The 18625-nt window shown below is 36.1% G+C and carries 16 protein-coding genes; 8 read left to right on the top strand and 8 right to left on the bottom strand.

The window, feature by feature from the left end:
• Positions 1 to 11: 11 nt before the first annotated feature.
• Genes tmk through dnaX form a run of 4 tightly spaced genes read right to left on the bottom strand, consistent with a single transcriptional unit; the run spans position 12 to position 3406 of the window.
• A complete protein-coding gene (gene tmk / locus ID741_RS00875; protein WP_218324354.1) occupies positions 12 to 653 on the bottom strand; it encodes a dTMP kinase in 642 nt (213 codons plus the stop codon).
• Between the two features lie 60 nt (positions 654 to 713).
• On the bottom strand, positions 714 to 1310 hold the full coding sequence (recR, locus tag ID741_RS00880) for a recombination mediator RecR (protein WP_218324353.1): 597 nt from the start codon (positions 1308 to 1310) through the stop codon (positions 714 to 716).
• Positions 1311 to 1354: 44 nt separating this feature from the next.
• Positions 1355 to 1666: a YbaB/EbfC family nucleoid-associated protein gene (locus ID741_RS00885; protein ID WP_218324352.1), complete on the bottom strand. Its 312-nt coding sequence runs from the start codon at positions 1664 to 1666 to the stop codon at positions 1355 to 1357.
• A gap of 12 nt (positions 1667 to 1678) precedes the next feature.
• On the bottom strand, positions 1679 to 3406 hold the full coding sequence (gene dnaX / locus ID741_RS00890) for a DNA polymerase III subunit gamma/tau (protein ID WP_438718762.1): 1728 nt from the start codon (positions 3404 to 3406) through the stop codon (positions 1679 to 1681).
• A gap of 180 nt (positions 3407 to 3586) precedes the next feature.
• Here dnaX and ID741_RS00895 point away from each other — a divergent pair, with 180 nt between their 5' ends.
• The 4 genes from ID741_RS00895 to ID741_RS00910 all read left to right on the top strand — a co-directional run bounded on the left by ID741_RS00895 (position 3587) and on the right by ID741_RS00910 (position 8176).
• Positions 3587 to 4804 (top strand): SPFH domain-containing protein, encoded by a 1218-nt coding sequence (locus tag ID741_RS00895; protein ID WP_438718763.1) that lies wholly within the window; start codon positions 3587 to 3589, stop codon positions 4802 to 4804.
• A gap of 10 nt (positions 4805 to 4814) precedes the next feature.
• Positions 4815 to 5855 (top strand): TFIIB-type zinc ribbon-containing protein, encoded by a 1041-nt coding sequence (locus ID741_RS00900; protein WP_438718764.1) that lies wholly within the window; start codon positions 4815 to 4817, stop codon positions 5853 to 5855.
• Positions 5852 to 6652, top strand: a complete 801-nt coding sequence (locus ID741_RS00905; protein WP_438718765.1) for a TPM domain-containing protein — start codon at positions 5852 to 5854, stop codon at positions 6650 to 6652. The genes ID741_RS00900 and ID741_RS00905 overlap by 4 nt, the downstream gene beginning before the upstream one ends.
• A 240-nt stretch (positions 6653 to 6892) precedes the next feature.
• Positions 6893 to 8176, top strand: a complete 1284-nt coding sequence (locus tag ID741_RS00910) for a serine hydrolase (RefSeq protein ID WP_438718766.1) — start codon at positions 6893 to 6895, stop codon at positions 8174 to 8176.
• 51 nt (positions 8177 to 8227) lie between these two features.
• On the opposite strand, the gene ID741_RS00915 is transcribed toward ID741_RS00910, so the two are convergent.
• On the bottom strand, positions 8228 to 8710 hold the full coding sequence (locus tag ID741_RS00915; protein ID WP_343214698.1) for a GyrI-like domain-containing protein: 483 nt from the start codon (positions 8708 to 8710) through the stop codon (positions 8228 to 8230).
• 110 nt (positions 8711 to 8820) lie between these two features.
• On the opposite strand from ID741_RS00915, the gene ID741_RS00920 reads away from it, so the two are divergent.
• The gene (locus tag ID741_RS00920) at positions 8821 to 10017 is read left to right on the top strand and encodes a YdcF family protein (protein WP_438718768.1); all 1197 of its coding nucleotides are present in this window, start codon (positions 8821 to 8823) and stop codon (positions 10015 to 10017) included.
• Positions 10018 to 10107: 90 nt separating this feature from the next.
• On the opposite strand, the gene ID741_RS00925 is transcribed toward ID741_RS00920, so the two are convergent.
• Positions 10108 to 10938 (bottom strand): aldo/keto reductase, encoded by an 831-nt coding sequence (locus ID741_RS00925; RefSeq protein WP_438718769.1) that lies wholly within the window; start codon positions 10936 to 10938, stop codon positions 10108 to 10110.
• 142 nt (positions 10939 to 11080) lie between these two features.
• Here ID741_RS00925 and ID741_RS00930 point away from each other — a divergent pair, with 142 nt between their 5' ends.
• Positions 11081 to 11695: a PepSY domain-containing protein gene (locus ID741_RS00930; RefSeq protein ID WP_438718770.1), complete on the top strand. Its 615-nt coding sequence runs from the start codon at positions 11081 to 11083 to the stop codon at positions 11693 to 11695.
• A gap of 34 nt (positions 11696 to 11729) precedes the next feature.
• Here ID741_RS00930 and ID741_RS00935 read toward each other — a convergent pair whose 3' ends face one another.
• Together ID741_RS00935 and ID741_RS00940 are read right to left on the bottom strand one after the other, a co-directional pair.
• Entirely contained in the window at positions 11730 to 14084 is a 2355-nt protein-coding gene (locus tag ID741_RS00935; protein ID WP_438718772.1) for an ABC transporter ATP-binding protein/permease, read from the bottom strand.
• Between the two features lie 328 nt (positions 14085 to 14412).
• Positions 14413 to 16761, bottom strand: a complete 2349-nt coding sequence (locus tag ID741_RS00940) for an ABC transporter ATP-binding protein/permease (protein ID WP_438718773.1) — start codon at positions 16759 to 16761, stop codon at positions 14413 to 14415.
• 127 nt (positions 16762 to 16888) lie between these two features.
• Here ID741_RS00940 and ID741_RS00945 point away from each other — a divergent pair, with 127 nt between their 5' ends.
• The gene (locus ID741_RS00945; RefSeq protein WP_218324340.1) at positions 16889 to 17563 is read left to right on the top strand and encodes a response regulator transcription factor; all 675 of its coding nucleotides are present in this window, start codon (positions 16889 to 16891) and stop codon (positions 17561 to 17563) included.
• Complete coding sequence (locus ID741_RS00950; RefSeq protein WP_438718774.1) at positions 17560 to 18609, top strand: sensor histidine kinase; 1050 nt, start codon at positions 17560 to 17562, stop codon at positions 18607 to 18609. The genes ID741_RS00945 and ID741_RS00950 overlap by 4 nt, the downstream gene beginning before the upstream one ends.
• Positions 18610 to 18625 lie beyond the last annotated feature (16 nt).

Raw genomic sequence — 18625 nt, forward strand, 5'->3', positions numbered from 1 at the left:
ACTCCTCTCTATTATTGAAAATATTGGGGATAACGGGAAACTAAGACTTCAAAACAGTCTTCTACTACATCTTCCAGTCGTTGTTTGGCATCAATTTTGATGATTCGTTCAGGATTTGCCTCATAGAGTTTCAAGTACTCATGACGAACTCGCTGATGGAATTGTAGTCCTTCAGAATCTAGACGGTCAATTTGATTGCGTCGTGACGCCATAATTCTTTGCAAACCGGTATCAGAATCAACATCCAAATACAAAGTCACATCTGGAATAGTTCCTTCAGTTGCAAATTGGTTAATGTCTGCCACTGGTTCAACGCCAATACGACGCCCTGCCCCTTGATAAGCCAACGAGCTATCAACAAAACGATCACATAAAACAATTTTACCACTTTCTAATGCCGGCCAAACTTTTTCAACTAAATGCTGACGTCTAGCAGCTGCATAAAGCAACGCTTCTGTCCGATCATCCATTCGATCATTTTGCGGATCTAAAATAACTTGTCGAATTTTTTCAGCGATGGGAATCCCACCAGGTTCTCTTGTTTTCATGATATCTGTTGCAGCGATCTGACGCAAACGCGGATACAAATATTCTACAACACTTGTTTTGCCAGCACCATCTGGACCTTCGATTGTAATAAATAAACCTTTCAATATCTTATCCTCCACTTAATATACTTTCAATTCTACACAAAAACGCTATGAAATGAAAATTTACAGTTCACGACGCCCTTCAACTGCTTTTAATAAAGTAATTTCATCTGCATATTCAATATCACTACCAACTGATAAACCATGGGCTAAGCGAGTAACCTTAATTCCAGCTGGCTTTATTAAGCGAGAAAGATACATCGCTGTTGCTTCGCCTTCAGTTGTTGCGTTAGTCGCAATTATTACTTCTTTCACTTCATCATCATGTAGCCGTTTAATCAACGGAGCGATATTGATATCTTCTGGTCCAGTACCTTCCATTGGTGACAATACGCCATGTAAAACATGATACAATCCATGATAATCTCTGACTTTTTCTAAAGCCATCACATCTTTTGGTTCTTCTACTACTAAAATTGTACTGCGATCTCGTGTCGTATCACTACAAATTTCACAAGGATCATCTTCCGTGATATTGCCGCAAATACTACAAAAATGTAAATCTCGCTTTACTGAAATCAGCGAACGCGCAAACTCATTTACACTTTCATCTTTCATATCAATCGTAAAAAAAGCTAAACGAGTCGCCGTTTTTTGCCCGATCCCCGGCAACTTCATATAACTTTCAATTAATTTAGCAATTGGTTCAGGATATTGCATTCATTTCTCCTTTGGTATCAAATTAACAACTACCAGCATTTACTTTAAAAGCCTGGTAATCCTTTAGTATATTTACCCATTGTGCTTTCAGTTACTTGGTTAATTTTACTCATGGCATCATTGACTGCTAAAACTAGCATGTCTTGCAACATTTCTGGATCTTCTGGATCAATTAGTTCAGGATTAATTTCAATGCCTTGCATCTTTTTATCACCAGTGAAGGTCACCTTTACTAAATCATTAGTTGAAGAACCAGTAAAAATTGACGCATTCAACTCATCTTGAGCTTTTGTCATATCTTTTTGCATCTTTTGCATTTGTTTCATCATACCTTGCATGTTTCCCATTCCGCGCATATTATCTACTCCTTAATCTTCTTTAATAGTTACTAAATTACCAAATAAACTTTTGGCTTGCTTTACAACCGCATTTTCTTCTTCCACTGGTAAAGAAATTTCTTCAGGTATTTCGTCAGTGTTTTCCTGCGGTTCATCTTGATGCTGACTTAAATAAGCTTGGCGCAATCGCGGCCAATTTTCCTTTGGAATATACACAAAATCCGGTGTGTAATCTTTCACCATCATACTTAAGCTATTTTGTAAATTCAACTGAAGCTCACTATCTGCTTCTGCCCGCTGACATAAAATTTCATAATCAAAAGCCAACAAGACTAAATTTGGTCCCGCCGCTTGAATTTCACTAGCTTTTAAAATTGCTCTTTGAGTAACTGGCAGAGCCATCAATAGATCTTCCCACACCCCTCTGACTTGTTGTAAGTCATTCTTAGTGGCTTCACTTAAGACTTGATAGACTTTTTCAGTTGGTAAGCGATAATTACTGCTCACTTTTTTATTAACAGTTTTTTCTTCTGTTGGTGGAGCCTGAGCTACTCCTTGATTCCTTAACTGCTGTAACTCATTTTTTAATTGCTGTACTTCTGTTTTTAATGCCGTTAGTTCTTGACTACTTACTGACGGCCCACTCTCTTTTTCGCCTTCAATATATGCTGATTGATTCTTCTCAGCAGTTGCTAGTTTTACAGTTGCCACTTCTAAATAGACATTGGCATGATTGGTAAAACGAATTTCATTTTGTGTTTCACTGAGGATTTTTATCATTTGATAAAGTCGGACAGACACCGTATTCTCAGCTAAATCCTTAAAGGCATCGGTTAATTGTTTGGTTTCGTCTAATAGTTCAGGTGCCTGTTGATACATTAATAAATCACGGCAATAAAGTAATAAATCTTCGGTTAAGCGCCGGGCTTCTTTACCTTCTGCCAAAATATTTTCTAAAGCCGACAACGCTCCAGACACATCTTCCGCTAAACAAGCCCCAATATATTCATCCATCATTTCGGTGGTTAAACTTCCCGTTACCGCCAAGGCATCTGATAATGTAATGGTTTCATTACTAAAGGAAATAGCCTGATCCAAAATACTTAAAGCATCTCGCATTCCGCCTTCTGCAGCTCTAGCTATGACTGGCAAAGCGGCTTCTTCATAAGAAATTTGACTTTCATCTAAAATAAAAGCCAAGCGCTTAATGATGACTTGGGTATCGATTCGTTTAAAATCAAATCGTTGCGTACGAGAAATAATTGTCGCCGGAATCTTGTGGGGTTCTGTCGTGGCTAAAATAAAAATGACATGTTCTTTCGGTTCTTCTAGCGTTTTTAACAAAGCATTGAAGGCACCGGTTGAAAGCATATGCACTTCATCAATAATATAAACTTTATAAGCAGCCGTGGTGGGGGCATAGTTGGCCCGATCACGAATAAAACGAATCTCTTCGACACCATTATTACTAGCGGCGTCGATTTCAATCACATCTTCTTGACGGCCTTCAGTAATAGCTTGGCACATCTCACAATGATTACAAGGTTCACCATCAACACTGTTAGGACAGTTAATTGCTTTAGCGAAAATTTTCGCCGCACTTGTTTTACCAGTTCCTCTCGGTCCCGTAAACAAATAGGCGTGAGATGTTTTGTGTTGAGCAATCGCATTTTTTAAAGTTCTAGTAATTGCCTCTTGTCCTACCAAATCATCAAAACGTTGAGAACGCCAGACCCGATACAGTGCTTGATACGCCATTTGTACTCCTCCTTGTAAAAAATCACTATCTATTATTATACGAAAATATTGTCAAAAAAGATAGTTGTTGCCTTAAAGCCGAAAAAAAATTAATCTCATTTTAAATAAGACTTGCGACGGATTCTTAAAAAAATTCTTTCCATGGTATAATGAAAAAAAAGTTTTTACGGAGGGATTTTAATGGGTCTAATTAAAGCAGCAACAAGTTCAATCGGTGGCGGCTTAGCTGATCAATGGCTAGAAATCATCGAACCAGATAATATGGGCGCAACGACGGTCATGACTAAAGGTGTAGCAGTTAGAAAAAATGACAAACGTGGTGCTAATAAAAAAGCCACCCGCGATGTTTTAACTGACGGCTCCGTTGTTCATGTTTATCCTAATATGATGATGCTTTTAGTGGATGGCGGAAAAATTATTGATTACACCGCTGAAGAAGGCTATTACACAATCAATAATGAATTAGCCCCTTCTATGTTCAACGGCCAATTAAAAGACGCTGTCAAAGAAACTTTTGATCGTTTTAAATTCGGTGGCGTGACACCACAATCACAACAAGTTTTTTATATTAATCTGCAAGAAATTAAAGGCATTAGATTTGGTACGCCAACGCCTTTAAATTATTTCGATAACTTTTATAATGCTGAATTATTTTTGCGAGCACATGGTACGTATTCTGTTCAAGTGACTGATCCTTTATTGTTCTTTGCCAATGGTATCCCACGGAATTTATCACAAGTTGATTTAAACGATATCAATGAACAATATTTGCAAGAATTTTTAACAGCTTTACAGACAGCCATCAACCAAATGTCACAAGCAGGTGAAAGAATTTCTTATGTGCCATCAAAAAGCATGGAACTAAGTAAATATATGGCCGATGTGTTAGACGAATCTTGGAGAAGTTTACGAGGAATTGAGATTGTTTCGGTTGCCGTAGCGAGTATTTCTTACACTGATGATTCAACTAAATTAATTAATATGCGTAATCAAGGAGCGATGTTAGGCGATCCAAGCATTCGTGAAGGTTACGTTCAAGGAGCTGTAGCTCACGGAATCGAAGAAGCTGGCAAAAATCCTGGCGGCGCCGGACAAGGATTCTTCGGTGTTGGAATGGGTATGAATGCTGGTGGTAATTTTATGGGTCAAGCCAGTGATAATAACCAAAAACAAATGGCGCAAGAACAAGCAAAAGCTGACTCTTGGACCTGTCCAAAATGTGGAACCGAAAATACTGGAAAATTTTGTAGTAATTGTGGCAAACCAAAACCACAAGCAACGGTCAATAAAATTGAAATGAAATGTAGCGAATGCGGGGAAATCGTTGATCTATCTAATGGTGTACCCAAATTCTGTCCCCATTGCGGCAAACCATTCAAAGGCATTCCGCTAGATTAGGAGGCAATTTATGAATGATACAATTACCCATCATTGTCCCAATTGTGGCGGACCTTTAACTTTTAATCCCGATGATCAAAAATTTCATTGTGATTATTGCTTAAGTATTTTTACAATCGAAGCCGTTGATGCGGAAGATGAAGCTAGCATCGTAGAAAAAAATATTGAAGAAACGAGTGAAAATGAACTCTTTTTGTGCCCTAGTTGTGGTGCCCAAATTGTTACAGACGCAACCACGGCTGCAACTTATTGCTATTTCTGTCATAATCCAGTTGTTTTGCAAGGGCGCCTAATTGGAGAATTTCTTCCCAATAAGGTTTTACCTTTTAAGATTGATCGCAAGAAAGCTGAAGCTGACTTTTTAGCTTGGGTGAAAAAGAAAAAATTTATTCCTAAAGATTTCTATGATACCCAGCAAATTGAAAAAATGACCGGTGTTTATTTTCCTTACTGGGTAGTAGATGCAAAAACACAGGGAGAATATCACGGTAAAGGAACCGCGGTTCGCGTTTGGATTGTTGGCGATTTGGAATATACCGAGACAAAAATTTACGATGTTTACCGCAAAGGAAAGGCAAAAATCAATGATTTAGTCAAAAATGCTTTGAGTAAAAATATCCAGCAAAAAATGGTTAATCAAGTGCAACCTTTTCCTATTAATAATGCTGTCAATTTTAAAACCGAATATTTGTCAGGTTTTCAAGCCGAAAAACGGGACATCGAAATGCAAGATTTATCAGCTGATGTCTCCCGAGAATTAAATGAATATACCGATAATCTAATGCGTGATACCATTACTAGTTACACCACCTTTAATAAAAAAAGTAGTAGCATTGCAATTGATGAACAAAACAATCACTATATGCTCTTGCCGGTCTGGTTGGTTACTTATCACGATAAAAATGGTAAAGTTTATTACTATGCCATGAATGGTCAGACTGGAAAAACCAATGGTATATTACCAATTAGTTATTCGAAACTAGGACTAACTTCAGCTGGAATTTTTGCGCTTGTGGCAGCCATTTTAATGATTGTGGGGTATTTCATATGAAAAAATATTTCTTACTTCTATTATTTTTCTGTGTTTTACTTCCTACGAAAGTTTTCGCTGCTGGTGATACGATCACCGATCAGGCCGGATTATTTAATGATTCAGAAATTCAAGAATTAAGCCAAAAAGCAGACGAATTGGATCAGCAGATCAAAGGGAGAGTCTTTATTTTAACCACCGATACAAATGAAGAAGAACCGCGAAAATTTGCCAATCAAAATTTGATGCAGCGCGTCGGAAAAGACAATAATGGCGCACTTTTATTAATTGATATGAATCAACGAGAAGTTTATCTAACTACCTCTGGTAATATGATTGATTATTTAACCGACAAACGTGTGGATGATATTTTAGATGACGTCCAAACAAATTTGCAAGACAGTGACTACTACAATGCCGGCAATGCCTTTTTAACAAAATCAGCTAAATTTGTTTCTGATGGCGTACCTCGGGGCAGTTATCGGATTGATGAAAAAACTGGAAAAATTACCTATTACAAATCAATTACACCGCTAGAAGCCATCATCAGTTTGGTGGTGGCCGCAATAGCTGGTATTGCCTTTTTTATTTTCGTAAGACTTCGTTACCAGCTAAAGAGTGGCAATTTTCGTTATCAATATCGGCAAAATGCCCAATTGGATTTAACTGAAAAAAGCGATACTTTAGTGAATTCTTTTGTGACAACTCGAATTATTCCTAAACCGAAAAACAACAGTGGCGGTTTTGGTGGCGGAGGTGGCAGCACCACAAATTCGAGCGGCGGCGGTACTTTTGGTGGTGGCGGTCGAGGCTTCTAGAACAAGGCTTTAAGAATTTGATAATCTGCTATATTTAATAATCAGCTTCCGTTAGAATAAAACAGGAAGCTGATTTTTCCTTGTCGTCACGAATAATTTTTGGTAGACTTGGATAATTCATGAAAAATTACTGTTTGCTTTCTTTATTATTAAACTTATTCAAATGATACCTTGCTTAATAATAAGTCAAACTTAATTTTCAAAACAATCTATTATTTTTATTTGAAAAAGGAGTCAAGCATGTCTATCAAGAAAAAAATATTGGCTTTACTGCCTATTGTTTTAGCGTTTTCATTTATTTTTGCGACACCTGCTCACGCCGATGATTTCTCTGTCGAAGCCAATGCAGGTTACGCAATTGATGCTGAATCAGGCAAAATTCTCTTTAACCAAAATGGTGACACACCCTTGGGAATTGCTTCAGTTACAAAAATTTTATCAGCTTACTTGGTTTTAGAAGCAGTTAAAAATAATCAAATCACTTGGGAAACACCTGTACCTATCTCAACCTACGCTGCTAATTTAAGTACAGTAGCTGGTCTTTCCAATGTGCCATTAAATACGACCGATACGTATACAGTAAAGGATTTATTCGATGGGATGTTGATAGAATCTGGCAATGCATGCGCCGTTGCCTTAGCTGAATTAATTAGCGGCAATGAACCACAATTTGTCAATCAGATGCGGGAACGATTAACGACTTGGGGCATCACCGATGCAAAAATTGTTACAGCTTCTGGCTTACCAGTATCTTTTTCTGGCGATAATCGTTATCCTGGAACCGCCGATGATGATGAAAACTTAATGTCTGCACGAGATGTGGCAATCGTCGCTCAAAAATTAGTGACTGATTATCCTGAAGTTTTACAAACTACTAGCATCACCGAAATGACTTTTGGTGCCAACACTTCTACCCCTACTGCAATCGAAACTTGGAATGAATTGTTGCCGGGACAAGATCATTATATGGAAGGTGTCGATGGCTTAAAAACCGGTACAACTGATTTGGCAGGCGCTTGTTTTGCTGGCACCATTACTCGTGATGGTCGTCGTGTGATTACGGTCATCTTAAATGCTACCAATGAAGAAAATGATTCCTCTGCTCGTTTTGTTGAAACAGCTAAATTAATGAACTATGCTCTTGATAATTGGCGAATTGAAACAATTGATACGAGCCAAATGAGTTTACCAGAAAATTCCCTTAATGTGATTGACGGCAAAGCTAAAGAAGTTAATTTAACATTGAGCGGTCAAGTCCAACTTTGGGTACGCAATGATATGGATATCAATGATTTAACAATTAATATGAATTACGATAATGAAAAACTAACAAACCAATCTTTAACTGCACCAGTTAGTAAAGATGAAACAATCGGGACAGCTGAAATTAGTTTGGCCCAAGATACTTTAGGTTACTTAGTTGAACCAGAAACGCCAACTGCTGAGATTCTAACTACTCAAGCGGTTGCCAAAGAGAACATTTTTATTTTAACTTGGAACAAGATTCTGGCTTTTTTTAAATAGCAAAAAGACTTTAGACCTCAGAATGTTTCTTCTGGTATCTAAAGTCTTTTTTTATTGAACTGGAAAATACAAGGCCACTTCGCCTTCTGCGAAATTTGGTAAATAATGTTCTTGAACTGCTCCTGCTAAAGTTACTTTTTCTAAAGGTAGCACTTGCTCCAGCATAATCTCTGTTGCTCGATCAATTTTTTCTCCATCGGTCTTTAGGGTTAAATATGTTTGTGCGGGCAATACCCAAACACTCCAACCTTCTGGTGCAATTGTCCCTGGCTTCACTTGTACGCCGGCCAAATAACGACCAGTTTCTCCCCAAGGCGCCAACCAATTTTGTTGGTCACTCATTAAACCCCATAAATGTAAGTTTTCAATTTCTGTAGCATCTATAAATGGAATAACTTCATCAAAATGCTGATTCATTTCATCCCATAGAGGCGCTACCCAAGAAGTTGCTGCGCTACTTAGACCAATACCTTCTTTACCTAGTACGGTTATTTCTGGTAAGACTACTTTGTCTACTCCTTTTATTTTTGTCACGATCATCCCTCCTCACAAATATTCTACCCATTCTATTTTTAAAAAGCCAATCGATTGTCCGGCTTTCACAGTTTCGCTAGTTTTTGTTATACTAAATTTGAGGTGATGTTATGGGAGTTATTGGTGAAATTACGATTGGCAGTATTTATCTGATCTTATTAATTTGTTATTTTATTTGGCTGAGAAAAAAAGACAAAAGCAGAAAATCTTTATGGCTTTTTAGCGGTGCTTATTTCTTATTGTATTTAATCTTAGTAGAAATCTTAAATCACAGTTTTTATTTGATTATCCCAGTTTTGTTTTTTGGTTTGTTTTATTATTTTTATCAGCGAGATAAACCTCGCTTGCGAAACGGCTGGTTGTTCACTTTATTTTTAGTGGTTTTTGCCACTTATCTAGTCGCCATTAGCTTTTTAGGCCAATCTTATATTACGATTGGTCTGTTAGGAATCTTAGGACTTATATTTTTATTCGTTCTACTTTTTGGTCTTTATGCACTAATTATTTTTCTGATTGGCAATAGCTACATTGTTTTAAAAAAAGAATCTCATTCGATTGCTAATTTACTGACTTTAATTTTAGCCGTTGCTTTAATTGCTTGGTTGGTTATTCAGCAAATCGGACCAGAAATTTTACCCCAGTGGGCCTTAATTCTGTTATCAATTCCCAGCACAATTCTGGTCTATTTCTTTTTAATTTTCTGGAACTTTTTGCTTATTTCACTTATCTATCAATTAAATCAGCCAAAATTCAATCAAGATTATCTGATTGTTTTGGGTGCCGGCCTAATTGATGGTGAAAAAGTTTCTCCTATTTTGGCGAGTCGTATCAATCGGGGCATTGCTTTTTACCATCAACAATTTGCAAAAGCAAAACGCACGCCCGTTTTACTAATGTCAGGTGGGAAAGGCAGTGATGAAAAAATCTCAGAAGCCGAAGCAATGAAAAACTATGCAGTAGAGCAAGGTATACCATCAGAGGATATTTTATTGGAAGCGACCTCCACTAATACGTACGAAAATATGCTATTTAGTAAAAAATTGATGGATCGTCTGACCCCTGCTGGTTACCAAGTAATTTTTACTTCAAATAATTTTCATATTTTTAGAGGTGCGATGTTTGCTGATCAAGTTGGTCTAAAAGCTGATGGTATTGGAGCCAAAACGGCAAAATACTATTTACCAAATGCTTTTTTACGAGAATTTGCTGCGATTATTTTAATGAACAAACGCCGACATTTGATAGTCTGTGCTGTCATTGTTTTACTATTTTTCTTAATTTCAATGCTTAATCTTATTTTTACTTAAAAAAGATACGCCCATATTGTAACGACCTCTAAAAAGTAGATTCTGATCTAATTTTTGGAGGTCGATTCATTTTGGACGCACCTTTTTCTTTTAAAATTCTTGATAGGTACTTGGATCTTGATTCTTTAAGCGCCCGTCTGGCTTACTTAATTGATTAATTTTTTCCATTTCTGCTTCAGTCAATGCAAAATCAAAAATATCAATATTTCCTAACTGACGAACTTTTGACGATGCTTTAGGAATTGGTGCTGTACCTAATTGTACTTCCCAGCGTAAAATAACTTGACCAACATTTTTAGCATATTTTTCTGCAATCTCGCTAATAATCGGATTATTTAAAATTTCACTAGCCCTTCCTAAAGGACTCCAGTCTTGCGTTAATATACCTTTGGACTGATTATAAGCCCGTTGTTCGGCCTGATTAAAATGGGGATGTAATTCCACTTGATTAATTACAGGTAACACACCAGTTTCTTTTTCTAAACGATCTAGATGCTCTGGTAAAAAGTTACAAACACCAATCGAGCGAATCAAACCAAATTTTTGTGCTTCAATCAAAGCTTGCCAAGCTTCCACATAATGATCTTCCAGTGGATTTGGCCAATGAATTAAGTATAAATCATAGTAATCTAATCCAGCCCGCAAAAGTGATTCTTGAATGGTCTGAATAGCCGCAACATGGGTTTGATGACGCCCTGGTAATTTTGAAGTGGCAATAATTTCGCTGCGGGGTACTTCTGAACGACGAATTGCTTCACCGACTGCACCTTCATTTTCATAATTAAAAGCAGAGTCTAATAAACGATAGCCATTACTTAAAGCTTGCACCATTGTGTTGACCCCACCTAAACCATTTAATTTGTAAGTGCCAAAGCCAACTTTTGGAATAATTAAACCATCTCGTAATTGATATGTTTCCAATATTTTTGCCCCCTTTTTCTATTTAAGTTAACTATACCTTTATTCTTATTTTTCTGCTAGTGAAAAGACTAAATGATAAAAACGATTTATTTTCATGTTAAATAGTGGTTAATTTGTTAAAATATGACAAAGGAGGGATTTTATGAAAAAAACACCCGTATTTTTGATTGCTTTAAGCAGTTTATTTTTCGTTGCTTGTTCGAATCAAAATAATAATGACAATGCGACACCAGCCAGCCCGTCAAGTAGTACAGTTGCTAGCTCTGGCGATAATACTAGTAGCACCGATAGTCAAGGAAATACCCCACTGTCAAATTTACCTATGACAACACAAGAAGCGATTGACCTGTATAATGAAAATTATCCTGACAGTGACATTACTCAAATCGAATTAGAAATGAGTCTGGGCAAACCGATTTATCAAGTATCTGGTCGAAATAATACTGAAGAATTTGAAATTCGTTTTGATGCAACTTCAAAAGAAATTATCTCACAACAAACAGAGCAGGTTGATCGGGATGAACAAAATGATTTAGATCGTCAACAAGATGCTATTGATGTTTCAAATATCATTACCGCTGACGAAGCAGCTAGCATTGCCAGTAATGCCGTAAGTGGAACTGTTGATGAAATTAAATTAGATAAAGACGATGGCGTTGTTTTTTGGGAAGTCAAACTTAAAGAAGGTCAGATGGAAAATGAAGTAAAAATTAATGCAGAATCTGGTGATGTTTTAACCACCGAACAAGATGATTAAAAAAAGGAAATCCGACTTGGATTTCCTTTTTTCTTCATTCTGCTCGCAACGCAATCGCCGCATCTTTTTTTGCAGCCAGTCTAGCTGGAATGTGACCGCCTAACATAGTTAAAATAGTCGATACTACAATTAAAATGACGGCATGAATTGGATTTAATTGGGCTACATCTTTCAAATCAGTTAAATTATAGAGTAAAATATTTACCGGCACAGTTGCCCCCCAAGCAAATAAAACCCCTAAAATACCAGAACTAAGACCTAAGATACAAGTTTCTGCGTCAAAAACACGAGTAATATCTTTTTTACGAGCTCCCAAAGCTTTCAAAACTCCGATTTCTTTCGTTCGTTCAATTACCGACGTATAGGTTATAATTCCAATCATAATCATACTAGTAACCAAAGAAATACCAGCAAAAGCGATTAACACATAAGTGATTGCTTTCATTAAGCCACCTGTTAATTCAGTCATCGTACCCGCCAAATCAGTATAAAGAATTTTATCTTCTTTAGATTTACCAGTGTTATAAGCATCTAAATAATTTAAAATTTCTTCTTTGTCTTGGTAGTTGTTAGGATAAACCATAATATTTGCTGGTAAACTATCCCCACCGAGTTGTGTTATCATCGTCTTTTTTTGTTCATCCGTTAAAGGTTGATTGCTAATAACACTACTCTCACTATTTTTTTGTGCTTCAACGATGGCTGAGTGCTGACTTTCATTTACAATTTCTGTAGTTAATTCGTTACTATATGCAATCCCCGGCGCTAATAAATTCATCACGGCATTTGGTTTAACTCTTAAAATACCTGAAATTGTCACTGTACGATTGTTCGGGTTATCATATAGTGCTTCATAATCATTATTAGGAACAAAATTACCTGCTGCGGTTTGCGTATAGTAGTCATTATTATGAATGAGTTTAAAAGTTGTTCCTACAATTTGATTGAAATCTAGTGCTTGATCTTCAACAATTTCAAAACCTATATTTTTCAATGAATTCAGATTCGTATTGTTATTCGCATCGACTATTAAAACAACATCCGTCGTCGCTTTCGGATAATTTCCACTTAATAATTGGTAATTATCTTTTAAAAAATTATCTCCAGTATTTTTAGTTAATTGAGTTGGAAAAGTAGATACGCCGACACCAGTCATATTAGAAATAAAACCATCTAAATCCATACTATTGGTATTTTGTTCATCGTTAATAGTTGTTGAAAAACTAACTGGTTCCACAGAATCATTTAGATTGCCTAATAAATTCATTTCTACCATTCTAGTGTACCCAATATTATTACTTAGTTTTGGATCGATATTTTTAATGTAATCAAGATAGTTTTGATCAATTTTGTTTGTATGTTGCACCCGATCTTGTTCACTGATTTTTGCAGTAATTTGCTTGCGTTTTGAAAAATCTCCTTTTTCACTCCCCAGTGCTTGTTGACTATTGTCACTTTGATCAGTCACCGTTTTTGAAATTGTGATTGGGAATTTCGCCAAAGTTTCTGTTTGGGTGCGATTAATTTGCACCTGAAAACCACTGGCAAGCGATAATACAATTCCAATGCTTATTATCCCGATACTAGAAGCAAAAGCTGTCAGAAATGTGCGACCTTTCTTCGTTTTTAAATTATGAAAAGAAAGCTTCAATGCTGTTGTAAAACGCATTTTAGTTCTCTTTAAAACAAACTGATGACCCTCTTCAACTTTTTTATGAGGATGAGAATCGTTTAAAATTTGTCCGTCTGAAAATTCAATGATACGGTCTGCATATTGATGGGCTAAATTAGGATTATGGGTCACCATGATGACTAATTTTTCTAGTGATAATTCTTGAATCAAGTTCATAATTTGAACGCTGGTTTCTGTATCTAATGCGCCAGTTGGTTCATCACATAGCAAAATATCCGGGTCATTGGCTAAAGCTCGTGCGATTGCTACCCGTTGCATTTGCCCACCAGAAAGTTGATTCGGTTTCTTGTGCATATGATCTGCTAAACCTACGCGTCTCAGAGCCTCTTCGGCCTTTTGACGTTTTTCTTCTTTCGCAACACCACTTAAAGTCATGCCTAATTCAACATTGTCAATAATCCCTAGATGATTAATTAAATTATAACTTTGGAAAACAAAACCAATCGAATTATTACGAAAAGCATCCCAATCATTTTCTTTAAAAGTTTTGGTGGATTTCCCGTCGATAATCATATCGCCAGAATCATAGTTATCCAACCCGCCAATTACGTTTAACATCGTGGTTTTTCCCGAACCTGAAGGCCCTAAAATGGCGACAAATTCTTGTCGCCGAAAAGATACTGAAATCCCATCTAATGCTTTTGTAGTCATTTCGCCTAAGTGATAATATTTTTTTATCGTTTGTAACTCTAACATTTTCTCATTCCTTTTCTCTTTTCAACAGCTTGAAAAAACAATTAATATAACTAACTATTATAAAAAACGCGAGCTATATAACTATCATTATTAGTAATAAAAAGCTTGTTGTCAACAAAATAAAGGGATTGATAATTTTATCAAAAATAAAATAAAATAACTATATAAAAATTTATATCAGATTGTTTCATTTTTTTATTGATATCTTTATAAAAAAAATAACACTCCTCCTTTTAAAGCTACTATTCTATAAACAAACACGTCAAAATTTACAATAAAAAAAGCAGACTAAATTCTCTAAAGAACCTAATCTGCTGCTTGAAAATAATTATTCTGCTCGCAATGCTATCGCTGCATCTTTTTTAGCTGCCATTTTGGCTGGAATATGGCCACCTAACATAGTTAAAACAGTCGATACCACAATTAAAATGATGGCATGAACAGGATTTAACTGGGCTACATCTTTCAAATCAGTTAAATTATAAAGTAAAATGTTTATTGGGAAGGTTGCACCCCAAGCAATTAATACTCCTAATATTCCTGAACCAACACCTAAAATACAAGTTTCCGCGTCGAAAACGCGAGTAATATCTTTTTTACGAGCGCCTAATGCTTTTAAGACTCCGATTTCCTTCGTCCGTTCAATCACTGAAGTATACGTGATGATTCCAATCATAATCATGCTGGTTACTAAAGAAATACCGGCGAACGCCACTAGCACATAAGTAATTGCATCCATTAAACCACCGGTTAATTCAGTCATGGTTCCGGCCAAATCAGTATAAAGAATTTTATCTGCTTTTTTCTTACCATCATTATAGTTATCTAGGTATGTCAAAATTTCTTCTTTGTTCTTAAAGTTATTAGGATAAATCATGATACTAGATGGAATACTGCTGCCGCCTAATTGTGCTAAAACAGCATCTTTTTGTTCACTAGTTAAGGTTTGATTCGTCATCACACTTGTATCACTATTTTTTTGCGCTTCAACAATGGCTGAATTTTGATTTTCTTCCACAATTTGCGATGTTAATTGATCACTATAAGCAATTCCTGGTGCCAATAAATTCATCGTAGAATCCGATTTGACACGTAAAATACCACTAATAGTCAAAGTATCATCATTTGCATTGTCATACATTGCTTGATAATCGTTATTTGGAATAAAGTTTCCAGTTGGCAATTCCGTATAGTAATCATTATTATGGATTAACTTGAAGTTCGTGCCAACAATTTGACTAAAGTCAATTTTTTCACCATCTTTTACATCAAAACCTAAATTTTTCAATGAGTTGATGTTGGTATTATTATTGGCATCCACAATTAATACCACATCAGTAGCATTTTTAGGATAACTACCATCTAGCAACCGATAGTTATCTTGTAAAAAATTCTCACCTGATTTGTTGTCTAATTGCGTTGGAAAAGTTGAAACACCTACTCCAGTCATACTTGAAACAGCACTACTCATGGCTGCCCCACTGTCTTCACTGCTAGCTGCTGCCGAAAAAGTGACGGGTTTTACTTCACCACCGACATTTCCTAATAAATTCATTCCGACTAAGCGAGTATAGCCAATATTATTACTTAATTTGGGGTCAATATTCTCAATGTAATCGATATAATTTTGATCAATTTTATTGGTATGTTGAGCACGATCTTGGTCACTAATTTTGGCAGTAACAGTCTGGCTTTTCGGGAACGTCCCCTTTTCACTCCCTAATGCTCGGTCACTGTTAGCATTAGCATCAGTAGCAATTTGAGAAATAGTGATAGGGAATTTTGCCATGGTTTCTGTTTGGGTCCGATCAATTTGTGCCTGAAAACCACTAGACAAAGATAATACAATCCCAATACTAATAATCCCGATACTTGAAGCAAACGCCGTCAGAAAGGTCCGCCCTTTTTTCGTTTTTAAATTATTGAAGGATAATTTCAAAGCCGTCACAAAACGCATCTTGGTTCTTTTTAAAATAAACTGATCGCTTTTTTCACTTTCTTTATGGGGATGAGAATCATTTAAAATCCGACCATCGGAAAATTCAATGATGCGATCTGCATATTGATTAGCTAAATTAGGATTATGAGTAACCATAATAACTAATTTTTCTTGCGATAATTCTTGAATTAAATTCATAATTTGGACGCTAGTTTCTGTATCTAACGCGCCAGTTGGCTCATCACATAATAAAATATCGGGATCATTGGCTAAAGCCCGTGCAATTGCTACCCGTTGCATTTGTCCACCGGAAAGCTGGTTTGGTTTCTTATGCATATGGTCAGCCAAGCCAACTCTAGTCAGAGCTTCTTCGGCTTTTTGGCGTTTTTCTTCTTTCGCGACACCACTTAGTGTCATTCCTAATTCAACATTATCAATAATTCCTAAATGACTAATTAAATTATAGCTTTGGAAAACAAAGCCAATTGAATTATTACGATAAGCATCCCAGTCACTTTCTTTGAAAGTTTTGGTGGATTTCCCATCGATAATCATGTCCCCTGAATCATAATTATCTAAACCACCGATAACATTCAACATCGTCGTTTTTCCTGAACCTGAAGCCCCTAAAATGGCAACAAATTCTTGCCTCCGAAAAGATACTGAAACGCCGTCTAACGCTTTTGTCGTCGTATCTCCCACATGGTAATATTTTTTGATATCCTTTAGTTCTAACATGCCTTCATCCCTTTTCTTTTGAAGTTTGCCAAAGATAGCACGCCTTTGTTAACTCAAGTTGAACAAACTTCATCTTTAATTCATAGTTACTATGTACTATTATTTAACAACAAGGAGGGATTGGCAAATGAACCGATTACTAATTGTCGAAGATGACGAAAATTTAGCCTTACTTTATCAATCAGCTTTAAAACGTGCGTATTTTTCTACTGAAATTGCTAGAAATGGTTTAGAAGCTTTAGATATTTTAGATAAACAACACATTGACCTAATTATTTCCGATATTATGATGCCTGATATGGATGGCTATGAATTGGCGGACAGTCTCCGTTCAGCCGGATTTGACCTACCAATTTTATTTATTACCGCTAAGGATCGTTTTGAAGACAAGAAAAGAGGGTTTGACTTGGGAGTAGATGATTATATGGTGAAACCCATTGATGTTAAAGAAATGATTTTGCGGGTAGAAGCTTTATTGAGACGGGCCCAAATTGTTCATGAACAAGAACTAACTGTCGGACAAACAACTTTGAGTCAGGCAACTTATCAAGTTGAAAGCCCCACTTTAACCGAAAATTTACCTCAAAAAGAATTTTTACTTTTATACAAATTACTTTCTTATCCCAATAAAATTTTTACTAGACAGCAATTAATGGATGAAATTTGGGGCATGGACAGTGATTCAGATGAACGAACGATTGACGTCCATATCAAACGTCTACGAAATCGTTTTGCTAATAATTCAGATTTTTCAATTGAAACCATTCGGGGCCTTGGTTACAAAGCAGTGGTTCAAGCATGAGAAAAAAACTCTACTCACAGCTATGGATTTATTTTGCCTGTATCATTTTTTTGATGATGTTACTTGTGTTAACAATTTTCATTTTCTTATTACTACTGATTAACCATTACGAATTTCTATCAGCTGAACGAAATAATCAATTCTTTCCTTTAGGTTTTATTTCTCTATTAAGCTTAGTGATTGGCGCTGGCGTTTCATTATTTGTAGGAAAACGGATTTTACAACCGATTGCTAATCTCCGAAAAGCCATGAATCAAGTTTCTCAAGGGGATTTTTCAATTGCTTTAGACGACCAACAAAAGGTCCATGAAGTTGCTCAACTCTACCATGACTTTAATTTAATGGTCCGGGGATTAAACAGTATCGAAATGCTACAGAATAATTTTGTTTCCGATGTTTCTCATGAGTTTAAGACACCGATAGCAACTATTCAAGGCTACGTACAATTACTTCAGGCAGAAGATTTAAGTGAAGTTGAACGGCAAGATTATTTACGACGGATTCAAGATGGTACCCGACAATTAAGCCAACTTACAGAGAATATCTTAAAATTAACCAAATTGGAAAATCAAGAATTAGGCTTAGAAAAGCAACATTTTCGTTTAGATGAACAATTACGACAAGTAATTTTATTTTTACAGCCTCGTTGGGAAAATCAAGGGATTAATTGGCAGCTTGATTTAATCAACACCGATTATTTTGGCAATGAAGAATTGCTGTATCAAGTTTGGTTAAACTTAATTGATAATGCTTTAAAATACAGTCAAGAAAATACCACAATCACAATTTCTATAAAAGTATTACCTGACACAGTAATTGTCGCAATTAGTGACCAAGGAGTTGGGATGGCTGAAAAAACAATCCCAAAAATTTTCGATAAATTTTATCAAAATGATACGAGTCGTCAATCAAAAGGCAATGGTCTTGGCCTAGCCCTTGTCCAAAAAATTGTGGCTTTACACGATGGAAAAGTCAAAGTCACTAGTCAACTGAATGTAGGCACCACATTTAAAGTTTATTTACCCTTAGACACAAAAAAGTCATAAATAAATGACAAAAGCT

The sequence above is a fragment of the Enterococcus sp. AZ103 genome, from assembly GCF_051714685.1.
GTDB classification, from domain to species: Bacteria; Bacillota; Bacilli; order Lactobacillales; family Enterococcaceae; genus Enterococcus_A; species Enterococcus_A alishanensis.

Coding starts and splice junctions, on each gene's coding strand:
- ID741_RS00905 (WP_438718765.1), top strand. CDS start 5,852: ATGAAAAAATATTTCTTACTTCTATTATTTTTCTGTGTTTTACTTCCT.
- ID741_RS00895 (WP_438718763.1), top strand. CDS start 3,587: ATGGGTCTAATTAAAGCAGCAACAAGTTCAATCGGTGGCGGCTTAGCT.
- recR (WP_218324353.1), bottom strand. CDS start 1,310: ATGCAATATCCTGAACCAATTGCTAAATTAATTGAAAGTTATATGAAG.
- ID741_RS00920 (WP_438718768.1), top strand. CDS start 8,821: ATGGGAGTTATTGGTGAAATTACGATTGGCAGTATTTATCTGATCTTA.
- ID741_RS00940 (WP_438718773.1), bottom strand. CDS start 16,761: ATGTTAGAACTAAAGGATATCAAAAAATATTACCATGTGGGAGATACG.
- ID741_RS00910 (WP_438718766.1), top strand. CDS start 6,893: ATGTCTATCAAGAAAAAAATATTGGCTTTACTGCCTATTGTTTTAGCG.
- ID741_RS00935 (WP_438718772.1), bottom strand. CDS start 14,084: ATGTTAGAGTTACAAACGATAAAAAAATATTATCACTTAGGCGAAATG.
- ID741_RS00930 (WP_438718770.1), top strand. CDS start 11,081: ATGAAAAAAACACCCGTATTTTTGATTGCTTTAAGCAGTTTATTTTTC.
- ID741_RS00950 (WP_438718774.1), top strand. CDS start 17,560: ATGAGAAAAAAACTCTACTCACAGCTATGGATTTATTTTGCCTGTATC.
- ID741_RS00900 (WP_438718764.1), top strand. CDS start 4,815: ATGAATGATACAATTACCCATCATTGTCCCAATTGTGGCGGACCTTTA.
- ID741_RS00885 (WP_218324352.1), bottom strand. CDS start 1,666: ATGCGCGGAATGGGAAACATGCAAGGTATGATGAAACAAATGCAAAAG.
- dnaX (WP_438718762.1), bottom strand. CDS start 3,406: ATGGCGTATCAAGCACTGTATCGGGTCTGGCGTTCTCAACGTTTTGAT.
- ID741_RS00945 (WP_218324340.1), top strand. CDS start 16,889: ATGAACCGATTACTAATTGTCGAAGATGACGAAAATTTAGCCTTACTT.